This window comes from Campylobacter concisus, from assembly GCF_902460875.1.
GTDB classification, from domain to species: Bacteria; Campylobacterota; Campylobacteria; order Campylobacterales; family Campylobacteraceae; genus Campylobacter_A; species Campylobacter_A concisus_AA.
The window spans coordinates 8,364-27,111 of record NZ_CABPVR010000006.1 but is presented as its reverse complement, the minus strand read 5'-3'; the positions used below and the strand labels follow the sequence as shown (position 1 = coordinate 27,111).

The 18,748-nt window shown below is 37.0% G+C and carries 16 protein-coding genes; 3 read left to right on the top strand and 13 right to left on the bottom strand.

The window, feature by feature from the left end:
- Nucleotides 1-430: 430 nt before the first annotated feature.
- The 13 genes from F3H01_RS03605 to nhaD form a co-directional block, all read right to left on the bottom strand.
- Nucleotides 431-1,282, bottom strand: coding sequence for a universal stress protein (locus tag F3H01_RS03605; RefSeq protein WP_021091781.1), 852 nt, complete (start codon nucleotides 1,280-1,282; stop codon nucleotides 431-433).
- A 17-nt stretch (nucleotides 1,283-1,299) separates the two neighbouring features.
- Nucleotides 1,300-3,498: a polyribonucleotide nucleotidyltransferase gene (locus F3H01_RS03600; RefSeq protein WP_149724870.1), complete on the bottom strand. Its 2,199-nt coding sequence runs from the start codon at nucleotides 3,496-3,498 to the stop codon at nucleotides 1,300-1,302.
- Nucleotides 3,488-4,186: a sodium:proton antiporter gene (locus tag F3H01_RS03595; protein ID WP_103588369.1), complete on the bottom strand. Its 699-nt coding sequence runs from the start codon at nucleotides 4,184-4,186 to the stop codon at nucleotides 3,488-3,490. The genes F3H01_RS03600 and F3H01_RS03595 overlap by 11 nt, the downstream gene beginning before the upstream one ends.
- Nucleotides 4,187-6,346: an LPS-assembly protein LptD gene (locus tag F3H01_RS03590; RefSeq protein ID WP_149724869.1), complete on the bottom strand. Its 2,160-nt coding sequence runs from the start codon at nucleotides 6,344-6,346 to the stop codon at nucleotides 4,187-4,189.
- On the bottom strand, nucleotides 6,339-6,788 hold the full coding sequence (locus F3H01_RS03585; RefSeq protein WP_149724868.1) for an RDD family protein: 450 nt from the start codon (nucleotides 6,786-6,788) through the stop codon (nucleotides 6,339-6,341). The genes F3H01_RS03590 and F3H01_RS03585 overlap by 8 nt, the downstream gene beginning before the upstream one ends.
- On the bottom strand, nucleotides 6,785-8,029 hold the full coding sequence (purD, locus tag F3H01_RS03580; RefSeq protein WP_149724867.1) for a phosphoribosylamine--glycine ligase: 1,245 nt from the start codon (nucleotides 8,027-8,029) through the stop codon (nucleotides 6,785-6,787). The genes F3H01_RS03585 and purD overlap by 4 nt, the downstream gene beginning before the upstream one ends.
- A gap of 233 nt (nucleotides 8,030-8,262) precedes the next feature.
- Nucleotides 8,263-8,901 carry a uroporphyrinogen-III synthase gene (locus F3H01_RS03575; protein ID WP_149724866.1) on the bottom strand — a complete coding sequence of 213 codons (639 nt, stop codon included), beginning with the start codon at nucleotides 8,899-8,901 and terminating at the stop codon, nucleotides 8,263-8,265.
- The gene (locus F3H01_RS03570) at nucleotides 8,894-10,054 is read right to left on the bottom strand and encodes a multidrug effflux MFS transporter (protein WP_149724865.1); all 1,161 of its coding nucleotides are present in this window, start codon (nucleotides 10,052-10,054) and stop codon (nucleotides 8,894-8,896) included. Before F3H01_RS03570 ends, F3H01_RS03575 begins: the two co-directional genes overlap by 8 nt.
- A 109-nt stretch (nucleotides 10,055-10,163) precedes the next feature.
- Entirely contained in the window at nucleotides 10,164-10,808 is a 645-nt protein-coding gene (locus F3H01_RS03565; protein WP_087577591.1) for a cupin domain-containing protein, read from the bottom strand.
- 552 nt (nucleotides 10,809-11,360) lie between these two features.
- On the bottom strand, nucleotides 11,361-11,729 hold the full coding sequence (locus F3H01_RS03555) for a TIGR02328 family protein (RefSeq protein ID WP_149724864.1): 369 nt from the start codon (nucleotides 11,727-11,729) through the stop codon (nucleotides 11,361-11,363).
- Nucleotides 11,713-12,117, bottom strand: a complete 405-nt coding sequence (locus tag F3H01_RS03550; RefSeq protein ID WP_149724863.1) for a YbgA family protein — start codon at nucleotides 12,115-12,117, stop codon at nucleotides 11,713-11,715. Before F3H01_RS03550 ends, F3H01_RS03555 begins: the two co-directional genes overlap by 17 nt.
- 371 nt (nucleotides 12,118-12,488) lie before the next feature.
- Nucleotides 12,489-14,021, bottom strand: coding sequence for a glutamine-hydrolyzing GMP synthase (gene guaA, locus F3H01_RS03545; RefSeq protein WP_149724862.1), 1,533 nt, complete (start codon nucleotides 14,019-14,021; stop codon nucleotides 12,489-12,491).
- Between the two features lie 10 nt (nucleotides 14,022-14,031).
- The gene (gene nhaD / locus F3H01_RS03540; RefSeq protein ID WP_103649133.1) at nucleotides 14,032-15,420 is read right to left on the bottom strand and encodes a sodium:proton antiporter NhaD; all 1,389 of its coding nucleotides are present in this window, start codon (nucleotides 15,418-15,420) and stop codon (nucleotides 14,032-14,034) included.
- 247 nt (nucleotides 15,421-15,667) lie between these two features.
- Between nhaD and F3H01_RS03535 the strand changes: the two genes are divergently transcribed.
- Genes F3H01_RS03535 through F3H01_RS03525 form a run of 3 tightly spaced genes read left to right on the top strand, consistent with a single transcriptional unit; the run spans nucleotide 15,668 to nucleotide 18,746 of the window.
- Nucleotides 15,668-16,183, top strand: coding sequence for a hypothetical protein (locus F3H01_RS03535; protein ID WP_223155352.1), 516 nt, complete (start codon nucleotides 15,668-15,670; stop codon nucleotides 16,181-16,183).
- Entirely contained in the window at nucleotides 16,177-17,994 is a 1,818-nt protein-coding gene (uvrC, locus tag F3H01_RS03530; RefSeq protein WP_149724861.1) for an excinuclease ABC subunit UvrC, read from the top strand. The genes F3H01_RS03535 and uvrC overlap by 7 nt, the downstream gene beginning before the upstream one ends.
- A complete protein-coding gene (locus tag F3H01_RS03525) occupies nucleotides 17,991-18,746 on the top strand; it encodes a hypothetical protein (protein ID WP_087583991.1) in 756 nt (251 codons plus the stop codon). Before uvrC ends, F3H01_RS03525 begins: the two co-directional genes overlap by 4 nt.
- The last annotated feature ends 2 nt before the right edge of the window (nucleotides 18,747-18,748 follow it).

Below are 18,748 nucleotides of genomic sequence, written 5' to 3'. Positions count from 1 at the left end.
TAAAATTTGAGCTAAGCGATCAATGAAGACAAAATTTAGTAGTCAATTCTTATGAGTGAATGGAATTTTAAAATTTGCAAAAATAGTAAAATTCTATTTTTGAAATCCAGATTTTAAATTTATAAATTCTTTTATTCAAAAGGGAGACAAGGGGACTCTAATTACGAGGCCGTCCCCTTATCCCCCTTTTTAAATCCCCCAAACCCCTCGCACGTTCAAGGTGCATGCAATGGTGCTGGCGCACTGCATGCGTTCTATTCAAAAAAGCCTCCCTCGAATTTTAAAATTTCGTAAACGAGTAATTTCGGCTCTAAAAGTTGAGTTAAGCGGTCAGTGAAGCCAAAATTTAGTAGTCATTTCTTTAGAGTGAATGGAATTTTAAAATCTATAAAGTGAAAAAGAATTAGATCGCGGACTAAGCCGCAATCCATTATAGATAAACTGGAATATTTGTGTGTTCTAAGAAAAATCTTGAAGTGCCACCAAGCACCATTTCCATAAGACCATTTTCACCATATCTGCTAGCAACGATTAGATCAGCATTTCTATCAATAGCTGCTTTTAAAAGCGCTTCACCAGGTATCATCGTAGTAGCGATCACTTCAAAAGTGGCTGATATGCCATGAATTTTGAAGTACTCTTCAAGCTTTTTAAGATTTAGTTCAGCATTATCTCCAAGGCTTGCTTTTGAGGTAATGCACTGAACCTTTTTTGCCTTTTTTAAAAGATCAATCGAGCCTGTTAATGCCCTTGAGCTTTGCGTCGTACCAGTCCAGCTAACAAGGATATTATCAGCTTTAAACTCACGCATTTTTCTAGGGATTACAATCGCATTTTTACCGCTTTTTAAAACAGCTGACTCAAATGTTCCAGTGATCTTTCCATCAAGTGGCACAGCAGCCACAACTAGGTCGCAAAATTTACTCTCTTGCTCCACTATCGCGCTTCTTTTGCCACTGTGAATCGTAAAATTTGCAGTGCAAACATCTTCAATGATTTCACTAGTTACTTTTATGCCAAGCTCAGCACAAATTTTATTGAAAATTTTCTCATTCTCTTCATGCTCGACAGCTAGTTCAGATTTAGCTGATTTTAGAAATTCTTCAAAAAGCACTCCTCCACGAAGCGTCATTTTCATATTATAAACTACGCTTGGGTCAAGCTGACAAGTCATAATTTCCATATGTGTGTTAAACCACTGAGCAACCTTTAGGGCACCATAAATTCTTGGCTCGATATCGTCTCCAGCTCCTATTGGAAAAAGCAACTTTTTGTATTTCATCATCTGTCCTTTAAAATTTATTCAACCAAAGAGAGCGAAATTTTATTTCCTTTTTGCTCGCTCACACATACTTTGACCTGATCACCTACATTTAATGGAGTTTTTATCTTTGAGATATGAAGCAAGCCATCAATGCCATCTTTTAGCTCGATAAATACACCAAAATCAACCACACTCTTTACAGTTCCCAAAAACTCATCACCGATATTAAAATTTGGTTTTGAACGCTCTTTGTCGTGTTTAAACGGCTTTTTGCCAAATGAACGTCCATTGTCTTTTGAAGTAATAGAGATGATGTAGTCTTTTGCGGCATCAACATTTTTCTTTGCTCCACCTGCGATTTTCACCTCGCCTTTTTCTCTATCAAGATCGATTGAGACTTCAAATTTCTCAATGATCTCTTTTATAGTCTTGCCAGCTTGCCCGATGATGTCTACGATCTTGCTTGGATCGACACTAAATAATTCAAGTTTTGGAAGCACATCTTCATTTATTTCTATATTTTTATCTGCTTCTGTCATCAAAGATAAGATATGCTCTCTACCACGTTTTGCTTGATAAAGTGCCTCTTTTAGCACTTCTAAACTAATGCCACCAAGTTTAATATCCATCTGAAGCGCTGTGATACCATCGCTTGTACCTGCTACTTTAAAGTCCATATCGCCGTCATGATCTTCAAGTCCCATGATATCTGTTAGCACTGCGTGTTTATCGCCTTCAAATATTAATCCCATAGCGACACCTGCGACAAGTTTTAAAGTATTTACGCCAGCTGCTCTAAGTGCGAGCGAGCCACCGCAAACGCTAGCCATCGAGCTTGAGCCGTTGCTCTCTAAAATTTCTGAAACGACTCTTATTGTGTATGGTGAAGCTAGATCGATACTTGGTGTAAGGGCACGTTTGGCTAAATTTCCATGTCCAAGCTCACGTCTACCAGGAGCTTTTAGTGGGCTTGCCTCACCTACACTAAAGCCTGGGAAGTTGTAGTTAAACATAAATTTCTCTACAAAAGGTACTTTTTCAGTGAGGATGTCATACATTTGAGCGTCACTGTCAGTGCCAAGAGTAGTGACAACTAGGGCTTGCGTCTGTCCTCTTGTAAAGAGGCATGAGCCATGAGCATTTGGAAGCACATTTGTCTCAATACTAATAGGTCTAACTTCTTCAAGACCACGCCCATCAGCTCTAACACCCTCGTTTATGATCTGCTCTCTAACGATTTTCTTTTTATATTTGCCAAGGACATTTGTGATGACAGCCTCATCCCAGCCCTCTTTTTGTGCTACCTCGTCGCTTGAAATTTGTTTCGCGATCTTGCTAAGTTCGCTTGCACGCTCGCTTTTTGCCATTTGATTGATAGCATTTTTGACTTCAGCTTTATAAAATTTATCGATATAAATAGCAATATTTTCATTTTCTATCTCAGGTTTTAGCTCAAGCGCAGCGTCCTCTTTTTTATGCTCTTTGAAAGCTTCTTCGTAAGCGCTGCTAGCTCTTAGTATCGCCTTACCAGCAAAATCAATCGCTTCAACCATCATATCTTCGCTAAATTCATTCATTAGCTGTTTTTGAGCCATGCTATCACTTAAGCTAGGATCTATCATTGGCTCAATCGCAACCATTGGGATAAGCTGCGTAGTTTGCTGAGGCAAGCTTCTCATCTCGATCATCAAAAGCTCATCTTTTGTTCCAGCTACATAAAGATCGATCGCACTCTGTTTTAGTTCAGAGTTGCTTGGGTTGATCACAAATTTTTCATCTATATAACCAACTCTAACACCACAAACTGGGCGATTTACAGGGATGTCGCTAAGATATAGTGCAACTGAGGCTGCATTTAGACTTACAACTTGTAAATCAACCTCAGGATCGGCTGAAAGTACCATTACAACTATTTGAGTTGGATATGCGTAACCTTTTGGAAAGAGCGGTCTAAGAGATCTATCGATGATGCGAGCTGTTAGCGTTTCAAAGTCGCCTGGCTTTGTCTCGCGCTTAACGTAACCACCTGGAATTTTACCAGCGGCGTAAGCTTTTTCGATGTACTGCACCGTTAGAGGTAAAAAATCCTCCTCAACTTGTGTGTCCTCTCTTGCAACAGTTGCTAAAACTACGGTATTTTTCACCCTTAAAAGTACCGCTCCGCTAGCTTGTTTTGCTACTTTATTAAGGTCAAAAATTTCAACCTGATTATTGACTTCTATACTATATTGCATTATTTTTATCTCCTTGTTGTTTTTGTAACGGCAAATAATAAGGGCTCTCTTCTAATATTGACATGATACGCTCACTCGTAGCTTCGATCTTTTTCTCGTAATACGAATCCACATCGATAAAATCAACGATCTTGTTTATCGTGTAAATTTCATCAACCATATCATTTAAATTTGTAAAGACATCAGTAGCAATCACTGGCGTTGCGTATGAGATGGATTTTACCTTCACATCAAGCAACGTCTTTATGCAAATGAGTGCCGTCATACCAGTCTCGCACCCCTCATCGATTAGTAAAATATTTTTATCTTTTAGCTCTCCTATCAAATTTCCTTTTCGGTATTTATAAACGTTTTTTAAAATTTTCTCTTCATATTTTCTATGTGCTTCGCCGTAAATGTAGTCATAGCTTATACCAAAAGCTTTTATAAGTTTATCATTTAATACTATATCTTCTGTCTCGCTAACTATTGCAACATCACATTCGCTATTATTTGGTGCAGGTATTGGCTCGCTAAAGAGCATCTCGTAGCTTAAATTTAAACTTCTACAAACCGCATCTGTGAGTATAACTGATTCAAGCGACATACAAACAACTATCGTCTTTTTATCTACGAGCTCTTTTTTTGGCAAAATTTCAATTAGCTTGCTAGCTGCTTCTAATTGATCCTTAAATTTAGCCGTTATCATTTAGTTGGCACTCGATTTTGTGCTACTTTGCGAAAAGTCATAGTGCAAACCGCCCATTGGATAGAAATTTATCGTGAAATAAATACCATTTTTTCTAGTTGATGCTGAGCCGTTTATTGTTGTTGTTGGCTCAACATCTTGTTGATAAATTATCCCGTAATTCCAGCATTTTCTTTGATGAAGCACGCCAACTCTCCAGCTTTTTGTGTAGCTTCGCTCGATATCATATTGCCAGCCACCAATAAGACTATACTGATGAGGTAATTTTACTCCAAGACCACTTGTAAAATAGCTATCTTTTGTTGCACTATTTTTTATTTTGCTATCATTTTTCTTCATGGTATGAAGCATATTTAGCCAAAATAGATCATCTGTGTATGAAAGTCCGCTTTGTATCTTTTTAAGCTCTTTGCTCTTGTGTGAATACTCAAGCTTATTATAAAGGCTTAAATTTTCAAATGGATATAGATAGATAGCATTTTTTAAATTCGAATATTCATCTTCTTTTGTGTAATATCCTTGAGAAATACTATGTTTTATAATCTTTCTACCATTAGAGTTAAAGAAATACTGAGTCAGATAACCAGAAATTTCTTCCTTACTCTGCTCTTGAGTCAAGAAATTTTCATACTCATTTAGATTTTTATCATAGATAAACTCATCATCTAAATTTCCTTTTCTATAGCCTGGCAGTAGGTATTCAGTTCCAAAATTTAAAGTGTGATAAAAGCTCTCATATGCTTTTGCAAGGTCAGTGTGAAGAGTAAATTTATGGTAATTATTTACAAAATTTGTATGCTTATCTTCTCTTTTATCATCAAATGAATTTATCTTATTCTCGTAATTTATTCTTGAAGCGTATAGATACTCGTAAAATGAAAACGTTAAGCTATCATCAAGCAGTGGCACATGCACTGAAGCTGGAAGCGTAAATTCATACTGAGTCGCTCTAACTCCTATTTTTCTATCATATCTATGTGACTGAAGATCGAGTGAATATAAGATATTTGGCAAAGCAATATCATCTGTAAATTTATGATACTGAAGCGATGGGAACTCTTGAAGCGTATCTTTGTTCTCATTTTTTGAGCCAATTTTTTCAGTGTCTATGTAGTATTTTGCATAAGCACCAAAATAATGATCGTCATTTGCGATAAAGTAGTTAAATTTAGAAGTTACAAGCGAATCATAATCATCATCCCTACCCTTTAAATTTAAATAATCTATATCATTTAGCTTCGTTGCATCTATCCAAATTCCCTCTTGCAAATCCGCTTCGCTAAGGTATCTTATAAGCTTATCTCTTTCGTATTTTAGTCCAATGCCTTTATGTGTTTTATTTTTTAGTTCAGCTTTATTTGAAGTCTCTCCTTTTTGCTTAGCTTGGTAGCTGTTTTTATCAGTAAATGACCCAAAGCTGATTTCGCCCCTTGAATCAGGTGACTCAGTAAATCTAAACGCACCATAAATTCCAGCACCTCTGTTTGTTCTTATCTGCGGATCAAGCTCAAAGTCCCACTCATTATAAGGTGCAAAATAAATCGGCTGTTTGTAATAAAAGCCTTCAGATTTTCCGTATCCAAGCTCAGGTGGTAAAAGACCTGTCCTTCTTGTGGTATCTGTTGAAAAACCAAAATATGGCAAATAAAAAACTGGCACATTAGCTATACGAAAGACTGGGTTAAAAAGGTGCAAAAATTTGCTTTGTTTATTTAGCATAGCTGAGCTTGAAGTGATACTCCAGTCAGGATCTTGGACATTACAGCTTGAAACCATCGCTTTTTTTACTCTATAGTACTCACTGTCAGAGCTGCTCTCATCGCTTCTCATCCATACTTCCATGTCTTTATTCATCATAAAAAGCGATTCAAAAGCAGTGTCATTATTTTTTAAATTTAGCTTTGCATAGTTTGAGCGAGAGACTTCACTCTTGCCCTTCATCATATTGACGTTGCCAAATAGCTCGATAACCGAATTATTTTGATCATAAACTGCACAATCAGCTGTCACAAGGTAATCTTGTGAATATACAACAACATTTTTATTGGCCGTGACGATGCCTTTATCTTGCTTTACATCATCAGCCAAAAGCTGCACATCTTGCACAGCTGCACTTAGATTTAAAATACAAACCGGAACTAAAAATAAAATTTTACGCATTTATCACCACTGTTTTTGCTATTTTGTCTTGCCAAGTCTGCCTAGCTGGATTTGCAAATGCCCATGCAAAACCAAGATAAAAGCAAGCTTCACTAACCAATCTAAAAATCGCCCTTACTAGGCTTGAAATAAAATTTGGTCTATCTAAAATTTCTACATTAATGCACATCGTCTTTGTTAGCATTTGTCCAAGGCTCGCACCATAATACCAAACAAAAAATACATGATATATAATCTTTAATGCGACTATTTGCCAAAAGAAATTTAAAGTCAAATTTCTGGCTTCATCATAGCTCATAACCGACAAAAAGGCATCCCAGTAAATGATCAAAAACAAAAAAGAAACAATACACTCATCAATTGAGTAAGCTAGCACTCTTTTTGAAAATGGCGCTAGCGAAATTTCTTCTTTTTCAAGTTTTTCAACTATCTGCATACTCATTTTAATGCCTGCCAGGCAATATCTTTTCTATAATGTGCTCCGTCAAATTTTACATTTTCGCAAAGCTCATAAGCTCTATCACGTGCCTCTTTTATGCTCTTGGCAGTGGCCACGCAGACTAATACTCTGCCACCATCTGCATAAATTTCTCCATCTTGCTCACTAACACCAGCATAAGCTATGTGAGCATCTTTTACATCATTTAAAACTGAAATTTTAGCTTTTGGACTGCTTTTATACGGATAGTCCTTACTAGCCATTACGACGCCAACTGCAAATTCATCTTTTAAGCTAATAGGCTTTAGCTCGCCCTTTGCAGCATTTAGTAAAATTTCACTTAGATTTCCGTCAATTAATGGCATCAAGACCTCGCACTCAGGATCGCCAAATCTCACGTTAAACTCAAGCACATAAGGCTCATTTTTCACAATCATCAGTCCCACAAAAAGCACTCCACAAAATGGACTGCCCTCGTTTTTCATCCCTTTTAAAGTTGGCTTTACAACCTCTTCTTCAACCCTTTTTATCAGCTCTTTTGAAGCAAGCGGACTTGGAGCATAAGCGCCCATACCGCCAGTATTTGGACCTTCGTCATTATCAAGCAGACGTTTATGATCTTGAGCCACTGGCAAACTGACGAAATTTTCACCGTCGCAAATGGCAAAAAAGCTCAGCTCAAAGCCGTCTAAAAACTCTTCAACGACAACAAATTTACCAGCATCACCAAAGCTGGCTCCGCTTAGCATGTCGCTAACTGCCTCTTTGGCATCCTCTTTAGAATTTGCGATTATTACGCCCTTGCCAGCGCAAAGTCCATCGGCCTTTACGACCATCGGCGCGCTTAAGGTATCAATAAATTTAAATGCCTTTTCTTTATCATCTGTATTTAAATATCTTGCGGTTTTTATGTTATTTCTAGCTAAAAAGTCCTTCATATAGGCCTTGCTAGCTTCAAGTCTAGCAGCTGCTTTGCTTGGTCCAAATATAAGCAAGCCCTCTTTTTTAAAGATATCCACTACGCCTTCACTAAGCGGCGCTTCAGGGCCTACGATAGTTAGAGCAATATCATTTTGTTTAGCAAATTTTGCAAGCTCATAAAAGTCTTTTATATTTAAATTCTCACCAAGGCGTGAGGTCGCACCATTTCCTGGCGCAAAGTATAAATTTATATTTTTTTCGTTTTTTAGTTTTAGAGCAATGGCGTATTCGCGGCCGCCACTTCCTATTATGAGAATATTCATTTCATCTCCGTAAATTTAAAAAACCCGAGTGGGCGTCGCATAGAAGAGTGGCCCATAAACAAAGCCAATCTTGCAAATAGATGGATACCAAACGGTTGCAACTTCTCGCCTTTTCAGACTCAAACGAAGCCACATCACAAGGCACCCATACCTTTTCGCTAACAAAAAAGTGTTGGACCCCGTAAAATGCTGACTCGCTTCACTCAGGCAATAAAATTATATAAATTCTTTGCTTAAAGTAATGTTTTGGCAAGTGCGATACAGGCGTTTATATCTTGACTTTGGCTCACTATTGACTCGGTAAATTTTAGCTCTTTTGCAGTGACCTTTCCAATGCTTATCACTTGATAGCTCTCATCCCAGCCAAAATTACTAAGAAAATTTTTGACATTTAGTGGAGAAGCGAAGATCAAGATACTATTTTTTGGCGGTTTTAGCTCCATTTTGCAAGGATTTAAGACATTTTCATAGGCGATGACCGCTTTTATATTTACGCCGCCATCTTGTAAAATTTCTAAGAAATTTGAAGCACTATCTTTACCTTTTAGATAAATAACCTTTTTACCTTTTAAAAGTGGCAAAATTTCCCTTGCGAAGTCATCTCCGTGAGCATTCTTTCCGGTATAAATTTCGCCAAATCCAAACTCTCTTGCAGCCGACGCACAACTATTTGCAATGGCAAAGACTGGCAAATTTATAGGCGAAATGCCATTAAATTTTAATGCATTAAAAGCATTTTTAGAAGTGGCTACCAGCACATCATAGTCACTTAAATTTATTTCAAATTTTAAAAACTCGATCTTGCTAACGCTTAAATTTACAACGCTCTCATCAGTCGTTTTTGTATTTGAAATAAGATAAATTTTACGCAACTCTTTTTAACCTTAAAAAAGATATCAAAGCAAGTAATGTGCAAGCTAAAATAACAATAGAAGTCGAATAAAATATATCACCAAGCCCAACTAGCGGAGAGACGATGCCGCCTAAGAAAAATGGGCAAAATCCAAGTATCGCTGAGGCTGAGCCTGCGTATTCTCTGCCTTCGTTCATAGCTAGCGATGAAGCAGTTGGCAAGACAAATCCTGTAAAAAGAAGTAATAAGAAAAATGCGATAATGACGCCGATCACTTCAAATTTAAAGCAAAGCATGAAAGCAATAAAAACACTAGCAAACAAGGTGCCAAAAAGTCCAGTTTTGAGCGCTTTTCTCTCATTTAAAAGACTAGCAAGCCTTGCTCCTATAACAAGCCCTAAACCATTTGAAGCAAAACAAAAGCTATAACTTACTGGACTTAGAGAATAAAATTCTTGAAAAATAAACGAAGATGACGCTATATAGGCAAACATCGCGCCCATCGCAAATGTCTGAATGCTTACGAAAAGCATAAATTTTTTCTTTCTTAAAATTTTGCCAAAAACACTATAAGTCACTAGCAAAGGCATTTTTAAGCGATTTGACTGACTTAAGCTCTCTTTGAAATAAAAATTTGCGATAAAAAGCAAAATGCCAATGATGGTTAGCGCCATAAAGATGCCGCGCCAGTCAGTAAATTTAAGCAGCAAACTGCCGCCTATTGGTGAAAGTATCGGAGCGAGACCATTTACAACCATCATAAGACTAAAAAATTTAGTCATTTCATGGCCCTTATAAAGATCACTCACAACAGCCCTTGAGATGACTAAGCTGCCAGCACTTGCTAGCCCTTGGATGATGCGCATAAAGATAAAAAACTGGATATTTTGCGCAAAAAATATAAAAATAGTGCTTATCGTATAGACGATGAGCGAAATGGTAAGTGGCGTTTTTCGTCCAAATTTATCACTTATTGGTCCAACTATTAGCTGACCTATGGCTAAGCCTGCCATTGATGTCGTGATCGTTAATTGCGTAGCTGTGACGCTTGTTTTAAACCACTCGGTAATAGCCGGAAGTGCTGGCAAATAAAGATCTGTAACAAATGGTCCAAAGGCAGAGAGAGCACCTAAAAATAGCAATAAAAATAGTTTGGAATTTTCTTTTTTCATAGTTTTTCTTTTTTTGGAGAGATTATATTATGACTTTACTTTTTGCTTTATTAAGTATAAATTTACTATTGTTATTATAAAGAATAAGCCCTAGAAATAGGGCTTAGTATTACATTTTGTCTTTAGTGACGATTAAGAGCATTTTAAATTTATCTTTTATCTTTAATCCATGTGGTATTTTGCCCGGAAGCACGATGGTATCACCTTTTTTGATATCAAAATGTTCATCACCAATAGTTAGCTTCATCTCGCCATCAAGTGCGATAAGTAGTGCATCGCCTGGAGCTGCGTGAGTTGAGAGCTCTTGGTCTGTGTCAAAACTAAGTAATGACATTGATCCGTTTTCGTTCTTTACGAGCGTTTTGCTCACGATTTTGCCTTTTTCGTATTCCACTGCATCAACTAAGCTAAAAATAGCTGCCTTAGGTAAATGATCTATCATAACATTCTCCTTAAAATCTATTAGTAAATATTTTGTTTTCTTTGTAAATTTGAGTTTTCGCCAGGTTTTTGCCTCGATAAGGCAGGCTTCATCGTACCCAAGCTTCATCTGCTTTTTGCCATACTCGAGCTGCGCTTCGCCGTCTATCACCCAGGCAAGGCTATCTATAAAAAGCATCTCGTGGTCTAGCTCCTCACCTTCGTCAAATGCGTATATATCGACGCTTGCATTTTTGTTTTGAAAGAGCCTTTTACTAACGACGCTTTTTTCAACTATATTTGTATCTTTGGTGAGACTATAAATTTGACTCATTTTATATCCTTTTTTGCAAAATTATAAAAGGTTAAGAACTAAATTTCATTGACCAATGTTAATAAAAAGATAAAATATATCCTAATTAAAACCAATGCGTATAAAGAAGTTCCATTTACAGAAAATTTCATAAAGGGATTTTTGTGTCTACTCCCACTCAATAATTACCATATCATATTTGTTTCTTTTATTCTATAACGGTATCTTTTTAGTTTCTGTTTTTAATATGCGTAACCCGACTTCCTTGCCATAGTTTTGTAAGCTTCGTTAAGTACTGATCCAACACCCATTTAATGGAATTTCTTTTCTATGCCAATTACAAAAATATCTGCGCAATCCTTGCCGGTTGTATTAATACAACAAAACCAACCGGCTCATCATTTATGAGACAAGCGAGAAAAGGCTTTTCCTGTGAATCACAATATACTCTTCTATGCTTTCTAGTATTCCAAACCATTCTGAAAGGTCATATAATATTTTTTGATGCACCTTCCTTTTCCAGTTTATCTTCAACTTCTTTTATTTTTGTATCGATTTACTCTTCCACAACTTCTATGCTTTTAAATGTATGCCTTTATTTCTTAAATTTTCTATACAATCAGCCAGATATTCAATATTGTGCTCTTTGTAAATTGGACTGCCTATAATTTCCTCTTTAAGATTATCATACTTTACTGCTGTGCTTCCTCTATAATTTTTATCTTTCCATTCCGCAGAAACTTTATATCCTCTTTTTTCCATCTCCTCCATAACCAATACATGGTAAATAAAAAGATGATACGGAGAATATGAAAACACATAGTCCACAGTTTTATGTTTCTTTTTCCATCCATTGCCCCTCAGAGCACAACATTCCCTATGTTGCCCAAGAAGCTGACTTTTGGGCAATAAGTGGATAAGTTTTTCATGCCATAGTCTCATATTTTTCTCCTGTTAACAAGGTTGATTTTTCTAAATATTCATTAGGGTATTTCTTTAGTAAAGTGTTAATGTATTCAATTACAACCTTCTGACTATTTTCCACTTCCATATATCCATTTAATATATCAAATAATACCTGTTTTTCAATCGTACTTGCGTCTTTTTTAAAATATCCCCATATATGAAGAATGGCATTACTAAAATCTTTTTTGCTCTCCTTCATATCTCTTGTTTCCTGTATTTTTTCATTTAGCCATACAACATCCAGTTCTTTTTCCCTCAAATACGCCCTTATCTCCAAATATGCTTTATGCGATTTGCTTAGTACAAAATATTTATTTTTTGCCCATAACTCTTCACATTCTATTCTTGTATCTTTGTGTCTCATGTTGACGCTTCTTTCAAAAAATTCAAACCAAAACAAATCCCATACAATGTATCACCATTTAAGCATTTATTAATAGCATTTAAATTTTTGTTTAGGTAAGGTATAAATGAATATCCTGCATTATTAGTATGTTAAAGTGGGCTCAGATACAAATAATTTTTATTACTATAACCTATTCAAATTTATTAACCGCTTTTTCCACAAAAGCCTCCCAGCAAAATAATGGGAGGCTCTCTAAACAATTTATCTAAATTTAAAACTCTCTTTTAAGCCTACTTTTTCTCATTTTTAGTATCAAAAGAGCTTTTTGCTTCCGTAAACCGTTGCAATATTGTATCTTCAACGATTTTACAGCAAAAATATTTTTTACTCTATTCCCACTCAATAGTTGAAGGTGGCTTACTTGAGATATCGTAAACTACGCGGTTTATGCCGTTTACCTCGTTTATGATGCGGCGGCTTACGTTTTCAAGTAGATCATAAGGAAGCCTTGAAAAACTTGCAGTCATGCCATCACTCGCGTCAACCACGCGCACGCAAACAGCATTTTCGTAGGTGCGATTATCACCCATTACTCCGACAGAATTTACATTTAAAAGCACGCAGAACGCCTGCCAAGTTTTGTTATACCAGCCAGTGCTCTTTAGTTCATCGCGCAAGATCACGTCAGCTTTGCGAAGTAGCTCTAGACTTGGTTTATTTACTTCGCCCATTATGCGGATCGCAAGGCCCGGTCCTGGGAATGGGTGACGAAAAACTAGATCGCGGCTTAGTCCAAGCTCAAGGCCTAGCTTTCTAACCTCGTCTTTAAAAATTTCTCTTAGCGGTTCTATCAGCTCAAAAGTCATCCAATCAGGCAAGCCTCCAACGTTGTGGTGGCTTTTTATCGTCTTGCTTGAGCCAACGACTGAGCTTTCGATGATATCAGTATAAAGAGTGCCTTGAGCTAGAAATTTTACATCGCCATGCTTCTTAGCCTCTTGCTCAAAAATTTCTATAAATGTTTCACCTATTATCTTGCGTTTTTTCTCAGGGTCTACCACACCAGCCAAGCGCCCAAGGAAGGTCTCACTCGCGTCTATGCTAACTAGCTCAACGCCAAGCTTTGTTCTAAATGTAGCTTCAACTTGCTCTCTTTCATTCGTTCTAAGAAGTCCGTTATCGACAAAGACAAGGATCAAATTTTCTGGCACAGCAGCCGCTAAAAGTGCCGCAGTCACAGAGCTATCCACGCCGCCACTAACTGCACAAAGCACCTTGTGAGTGCCCACTGTTTTTCTTATCTCTTCTATCTTATTTTTAGCGAAGCTTCCCATATTCCAAGTGCTCTCGCAACCACAAATATATTTAGCAAAATTCTTTAAAATTTGCGTGCCATATTCGCTGTGTTGTACCTCTGCGTGAAACTGGATCGCATAAAATTTACGTTTATCATCGCCAAAAGCACAATAAGGCGAATTTTCACTAATAGCGATCACTTCAAAGCCCTCTGGCAAGTCCTTTACGTAGTCGCTATGACTCATCCATACGATTTGTTTTGAAGGTGTATCTTTAAATAGCTCATGCTCTTTAATAACGTTAAGCTCGGCCTTGCCATACTCTTTTTGATCAGCCGCTAAAACCTCAGCCCCATGTGTGTGAGCAAGTAGCTGCATGCCGTAGCAAACACCAAGTATAGGGATATTTAACTCAAAGACGCCGTTATCGCAAAAATAAGCATCTTTAGCATAAACACTAGCTGGACCGCCACTTAAAATGATACCTTTTGGCTCTTTTGCCTTTATCTCACTAAGCTTTGCATTAAATGGCAAAATTTCAGTGTAGACGCCCTCTTCTCTTAGCCTTCTAGCTATTAGCTGAGTGTATTGAGAACCAAAATCCAAAACTATAATCGTATTGTTCATTTATAACCTTTTAAAAATAGATATGAAAAATTTCAAACTGCACATACCAAACAATGATCGATACGATATATCCTAGAACCACCATCCAAGCGTATTTCATATGTGCACCAAAGGTATAAATTCCTTTTAATTTACCCATTACTCCAACACCAGCTGCTGAACCAAAGCTGATCATCGAACCACCAATACCAGCAGTTAGTGTCACTAATAGCCACTGACTCATTGCCTCGCCTGCATCAGCTCCCATTGCTGGATTTGCTTTTAAAACAGCTGACATAACTGGAACGTTATCAACGATCGCTGAAAGGAAGCCAACGCCAATATTTACAGCAGTTGAGCCAAATTTATCATAAAGTGATACAGCGTAATTTAAAAATCCAGCAAAATGAAGAGCGCCAACTGCAGCTAAAATTCCAAAGAAGAAAAAAAGTGTGTTGTTTTCGATCTTTGACATATAGTGAAATACATGCATTGGCTCTTCATTTTTGTGAGCTTTTTTGAAATAGTAAGTATAAAGACTAAGTAGTGAGAAGCCAAACATCATTCCCCACATCGCTGGTAAGTGAAAAAGCTGGTGCATCATAACAGCACAAAAGATAGTAAATGCGCCTATAAAGATAACCGCTTTGCCACCTTTTTTCATAACCACTTTTGGCTCGTTTGCTACGTCAAAATGCGGTGCAGTACTTGGCACCACGCGAGAAAGTAAAAATGCTGTTACAAACCAACCTACGATAGATGCTGGGAAAAGTGCGAAAAAATCGACAAACGGCGCTTTTCCAGCAGCCCAAGCCATAAGCGTAGTGATATCGCCAAATGGACTCCATGCTCCACCGGCATTTGCTGCAACGACGATATTTATCGCGCCAGCCACTAGGAAATTTGTATTATTTCTATCTATCGTTAAAAGCACAGTCGATAGGATAAGTGCTGTAGTTAGGTTATCAGCCACTGGGCTTATGAAAAATGCCAAAACACCAGTTAGCCAAAATAGTTTTCTATAAGTATAGCCTTTTGATACGAGATTATATTTAAGTGCATTAAATACATCTCTTTCGATAAGTGCTTCGATAAAAGTCATCGCCACCATCAAGAAAAATACAATCTGAGCGATCTCTAAAATCAGGTGATTTACCTCATGTTCAAGCGAATGCACATCCATGCCATTTATAAGCATGTAAACACCGATAAGTAGGAACATAAACGTACCGATAAAAATAGCAGGTTTTGCTTTGTCGATATGGAAATTTTCTTCTGCTGCTATGAAAAAATATCCAACAACAAAAATTATAAGCGATAAAATTCCTGCCCATGTAGTAGTTAAGTCAATAGCTGCGGTTTCTCCATCAGCACCAAAAGCCATCGCGAAAAACAAGCCTAGAAGTCCAAAAAACCTCATTATACTCTCCTTGTAGAATAAAAAATCTTGGTATATTACTTAAATGAGCCTAAAAATTAGGTTAGTTAAAATTATTAAGCTTACATTACATTTTTATTTAAATACGAAAATTTTACTAGATTTTGTTTATCTTGTCGGTTTTCTTTTCTTTTACGGGAGCATTTCCATAAAATGGATCATCTTTATAGCCACAACCGCTAAATGCAAAAAGAGTAAAAATTAAAATAAAAGATGATAAGATAAGCCCATGAAAAACGCTAAATTTTTGATAGATACTATTCACGAAAATCCTTTGTATAAAGAAAAATTAAGCATGGCAAATGAGTGCCAACAGCTTTTAGAGCTTATGGGGAAAGCAAAACGATTTTATATAGCTTTTTGCTACGTTAGAGAAGGTGTTTTGACCTTTGTTCTTACTCATCCCACTGGGCTTTTAGAGCTTAGGCGTGATAGTAGTATAAATGATATAAAAAGGTTATTAAAAACCTTTTGCAATTTTAATAAAAATAGCGTTTTTAACAGCATTCTTACTCCAAAACCTATTAACGAAATCAACTATACAAAGAACAAAAAAGAAGAAAATATAAGATTTGTCGTGAGTAAATTTTTAAAATTTTTTAATCAAAAAGAGCAAAGTGCCATCTTTTATGCGCCAGCTAGTAAAGGCGAGTTTAAAAATTTAGCAAAAGACGAGCAAATACACCAAAAATTTGAAGAGCTAAGAGAAATTTTGCTCAAGAAAAATAAGCAGGCAAGATGCTAATAGACGAGATAAGAACGCTTCCAAACGAGCCTGGCGTATACCAGTATTTTGACGCGCAAAATAGACTCTTATACGTTGGCAAGGCCAAAATTTTAAAAAATAGGGTCAAAAGCTACTTTAAATTTACCCCAAGCCTAGCTCCGGCTGAAAAACTAAGCCCTAGAATTTCAAAGATGATAAGCGAGGCGGTGCATCTTGAATACATCGTCACACCAAGCGAAGCAGACGCTCTAATACTTGAAAATTCTTTCATCAAGCAGCTTAAGCCAAAATACAACATCTTGCTTCGTGACGACAAGACCTACCCTTATATTTTTATAAATTTAAATGATGATTTTCCAAGATTTGAGATCACTAGAAAGGTGGTAAAAGGCTCGAATATCCGCTATTTTGGGCCATATTTTAGTGGAGCCGGCGAGCTACTTGAGGCACTTTATCTAAATTTCAACCTCGTTCAGAAAAAATCCTGCATCAAAGGCAAAAAAGCCTGCCTTTTTTATCAGCTAAAACGCTGCTATGCCCCGTGTGAAGGCAAAATTTCAAAAGAAAACTACGCTAAGATCGTAAACGAAGCTATCGCGGCCTTACAAAATCCAAATTTGCTCATCGCTCGCCTTGAAGAGCTCATGCTAAACTACGCCAAGGCCGAAGACTACGAGCAAGCAGCAGCCACTAGAGATAAGATGCAAACGCTTAAAAATATGCAAACAAAGGTCGAGGTCGATCTTGCCAAGCTTGAGGACTTTGAGGCATACTCGGTCGCTTGCGTGCACGATATGATCTGTGCGGTGAGATTTAGCGTGCAAAGTGGCAAGATAACAGGCGTAAAAACCGATATCACGCAGGCTAAAAACGCCCAAAATGACGAGAAAAACGAGGCTTATAAACAGGCTATTTTAAAAAGCTTCATAGCCGGTCAGCCGATAATCACGACCAAAATTTACGTCCACGAGGACTTTGAAGATAGCAAGCTGGTGGAGGAGATTTTAAACGAGAGGTTTGGGCGTAAATTTAGCATCACTTGCCCAAAAATAGGCGACAAACGTAAAATTTGTGAGATCGCCACCAAAAACGCCGAAGTTAGCATCGAAAAATATCTAAAAATGCACGATAATGAGCTACTAAATGAGATAAAAGAGTACTTTAATCTAGCTCACACGCCTTATGTGGTCGAAGCATATGACAACTCACACCTTTTTGGCGAGGCAAGTGTCGGAGCGATGGTGCGCTATGAACACGGCGAGTGGGCGAAGCAAAACTACCGCCACATGCATCTAAACTCTAAAAACGACTACGATCAGATGAAAGAGAGCCTAACAGCTAGAGCGCTTAGGTTTGACAAGCTTAGCCCACCTGATCTTTGGGTCATTGACGGCGGCGAGGTGCTTTTAAATTTAGCCTGTGAAATTTTAGCAAGCAGTGGCGCAAACGTCGATATCATCGCTATCTCAAAAGAAAAAATAGATGCCAAAGCTCACCGTGCAAAGGGCGAGGCAAAGGATAAAATTTATACAAAAAATGGCAGTTTTAGCCTAAGCACGAGCGATAAAAAGCTGCAGTTTTTCCAAAAAATGCGTGATGAGAGCCATAGATTTGTCATCAGTTTTCACAGAAAAACAAGGCAGAAAAACGATATGCAAAGATCAATTCTAAAGCAAGCTGGTGTATCTGAGGGCAGTATCGCGAAATTAATAAGCTTTTACGGAAGTTTTGATAAAATCAGCAAAGCAAATTTAGACGAAGTGGCAAAAATAACAAATAAAAGCGTAGCAGAAAAGCTTGCAGTACTCAAAGAAGGAAATTTGAAGTGATAATATATGATGAAAATTTAAAAATATCTGCGATAACGCAAGATTCACTTGAGCTATTGGGTTTTGATAGTTTAGATGATTTTTTGTTGCAATACAAAGATATAAGCGAGCTAGTCATAACAAGCCAAGAAAGTACAAACTACAGCTTCTTAGAATTTTTACAAAATACGAAAGATAATAGTGCTAGAGTAAATTTAAAAAGAAAAGATGGTGGTGCGATCTTACTAGAAGCGAGACTGCAAAATGCTATTTTAAAAAATGGTGAAAAATTTTTTATCGTTCTTTTAGAGAAGCAAGACATAATAAACAACCAAAATCTAATAGCAGCAGTAAAAGTAAAACCTACATTAAGACTGCCTGTTTTTAAACTAAACGCATGGTATCTTTTTGACACACAGACACAATCACTTATCGATGATTCCTGGTTTGAAACATCGCTTAAAATACTAAATTTAAATAAAAAAGATTTTGCATCCTATTTAAATATATTTTTGCACAACGCAAGAGAAATTCTTATCCAGATCCAATCAGCCATAATCGCAAAAGACGAGATAATGCTCAAAAAATACGTAGATGAGATAAGAGAAGCTGCATTAAATTTAAAGCTTAATAACCTTGCAAATGAGCTTAACGCTTTTTTAGATAACAATCAAAATGGAAAAATGAAAGAGATGTCTCTTTTTACCAAAAGACTAATTGAGATAGAAAATATCGTCAAAAAATATAGCAAAAAGAGTATCCATGAAAAATAATA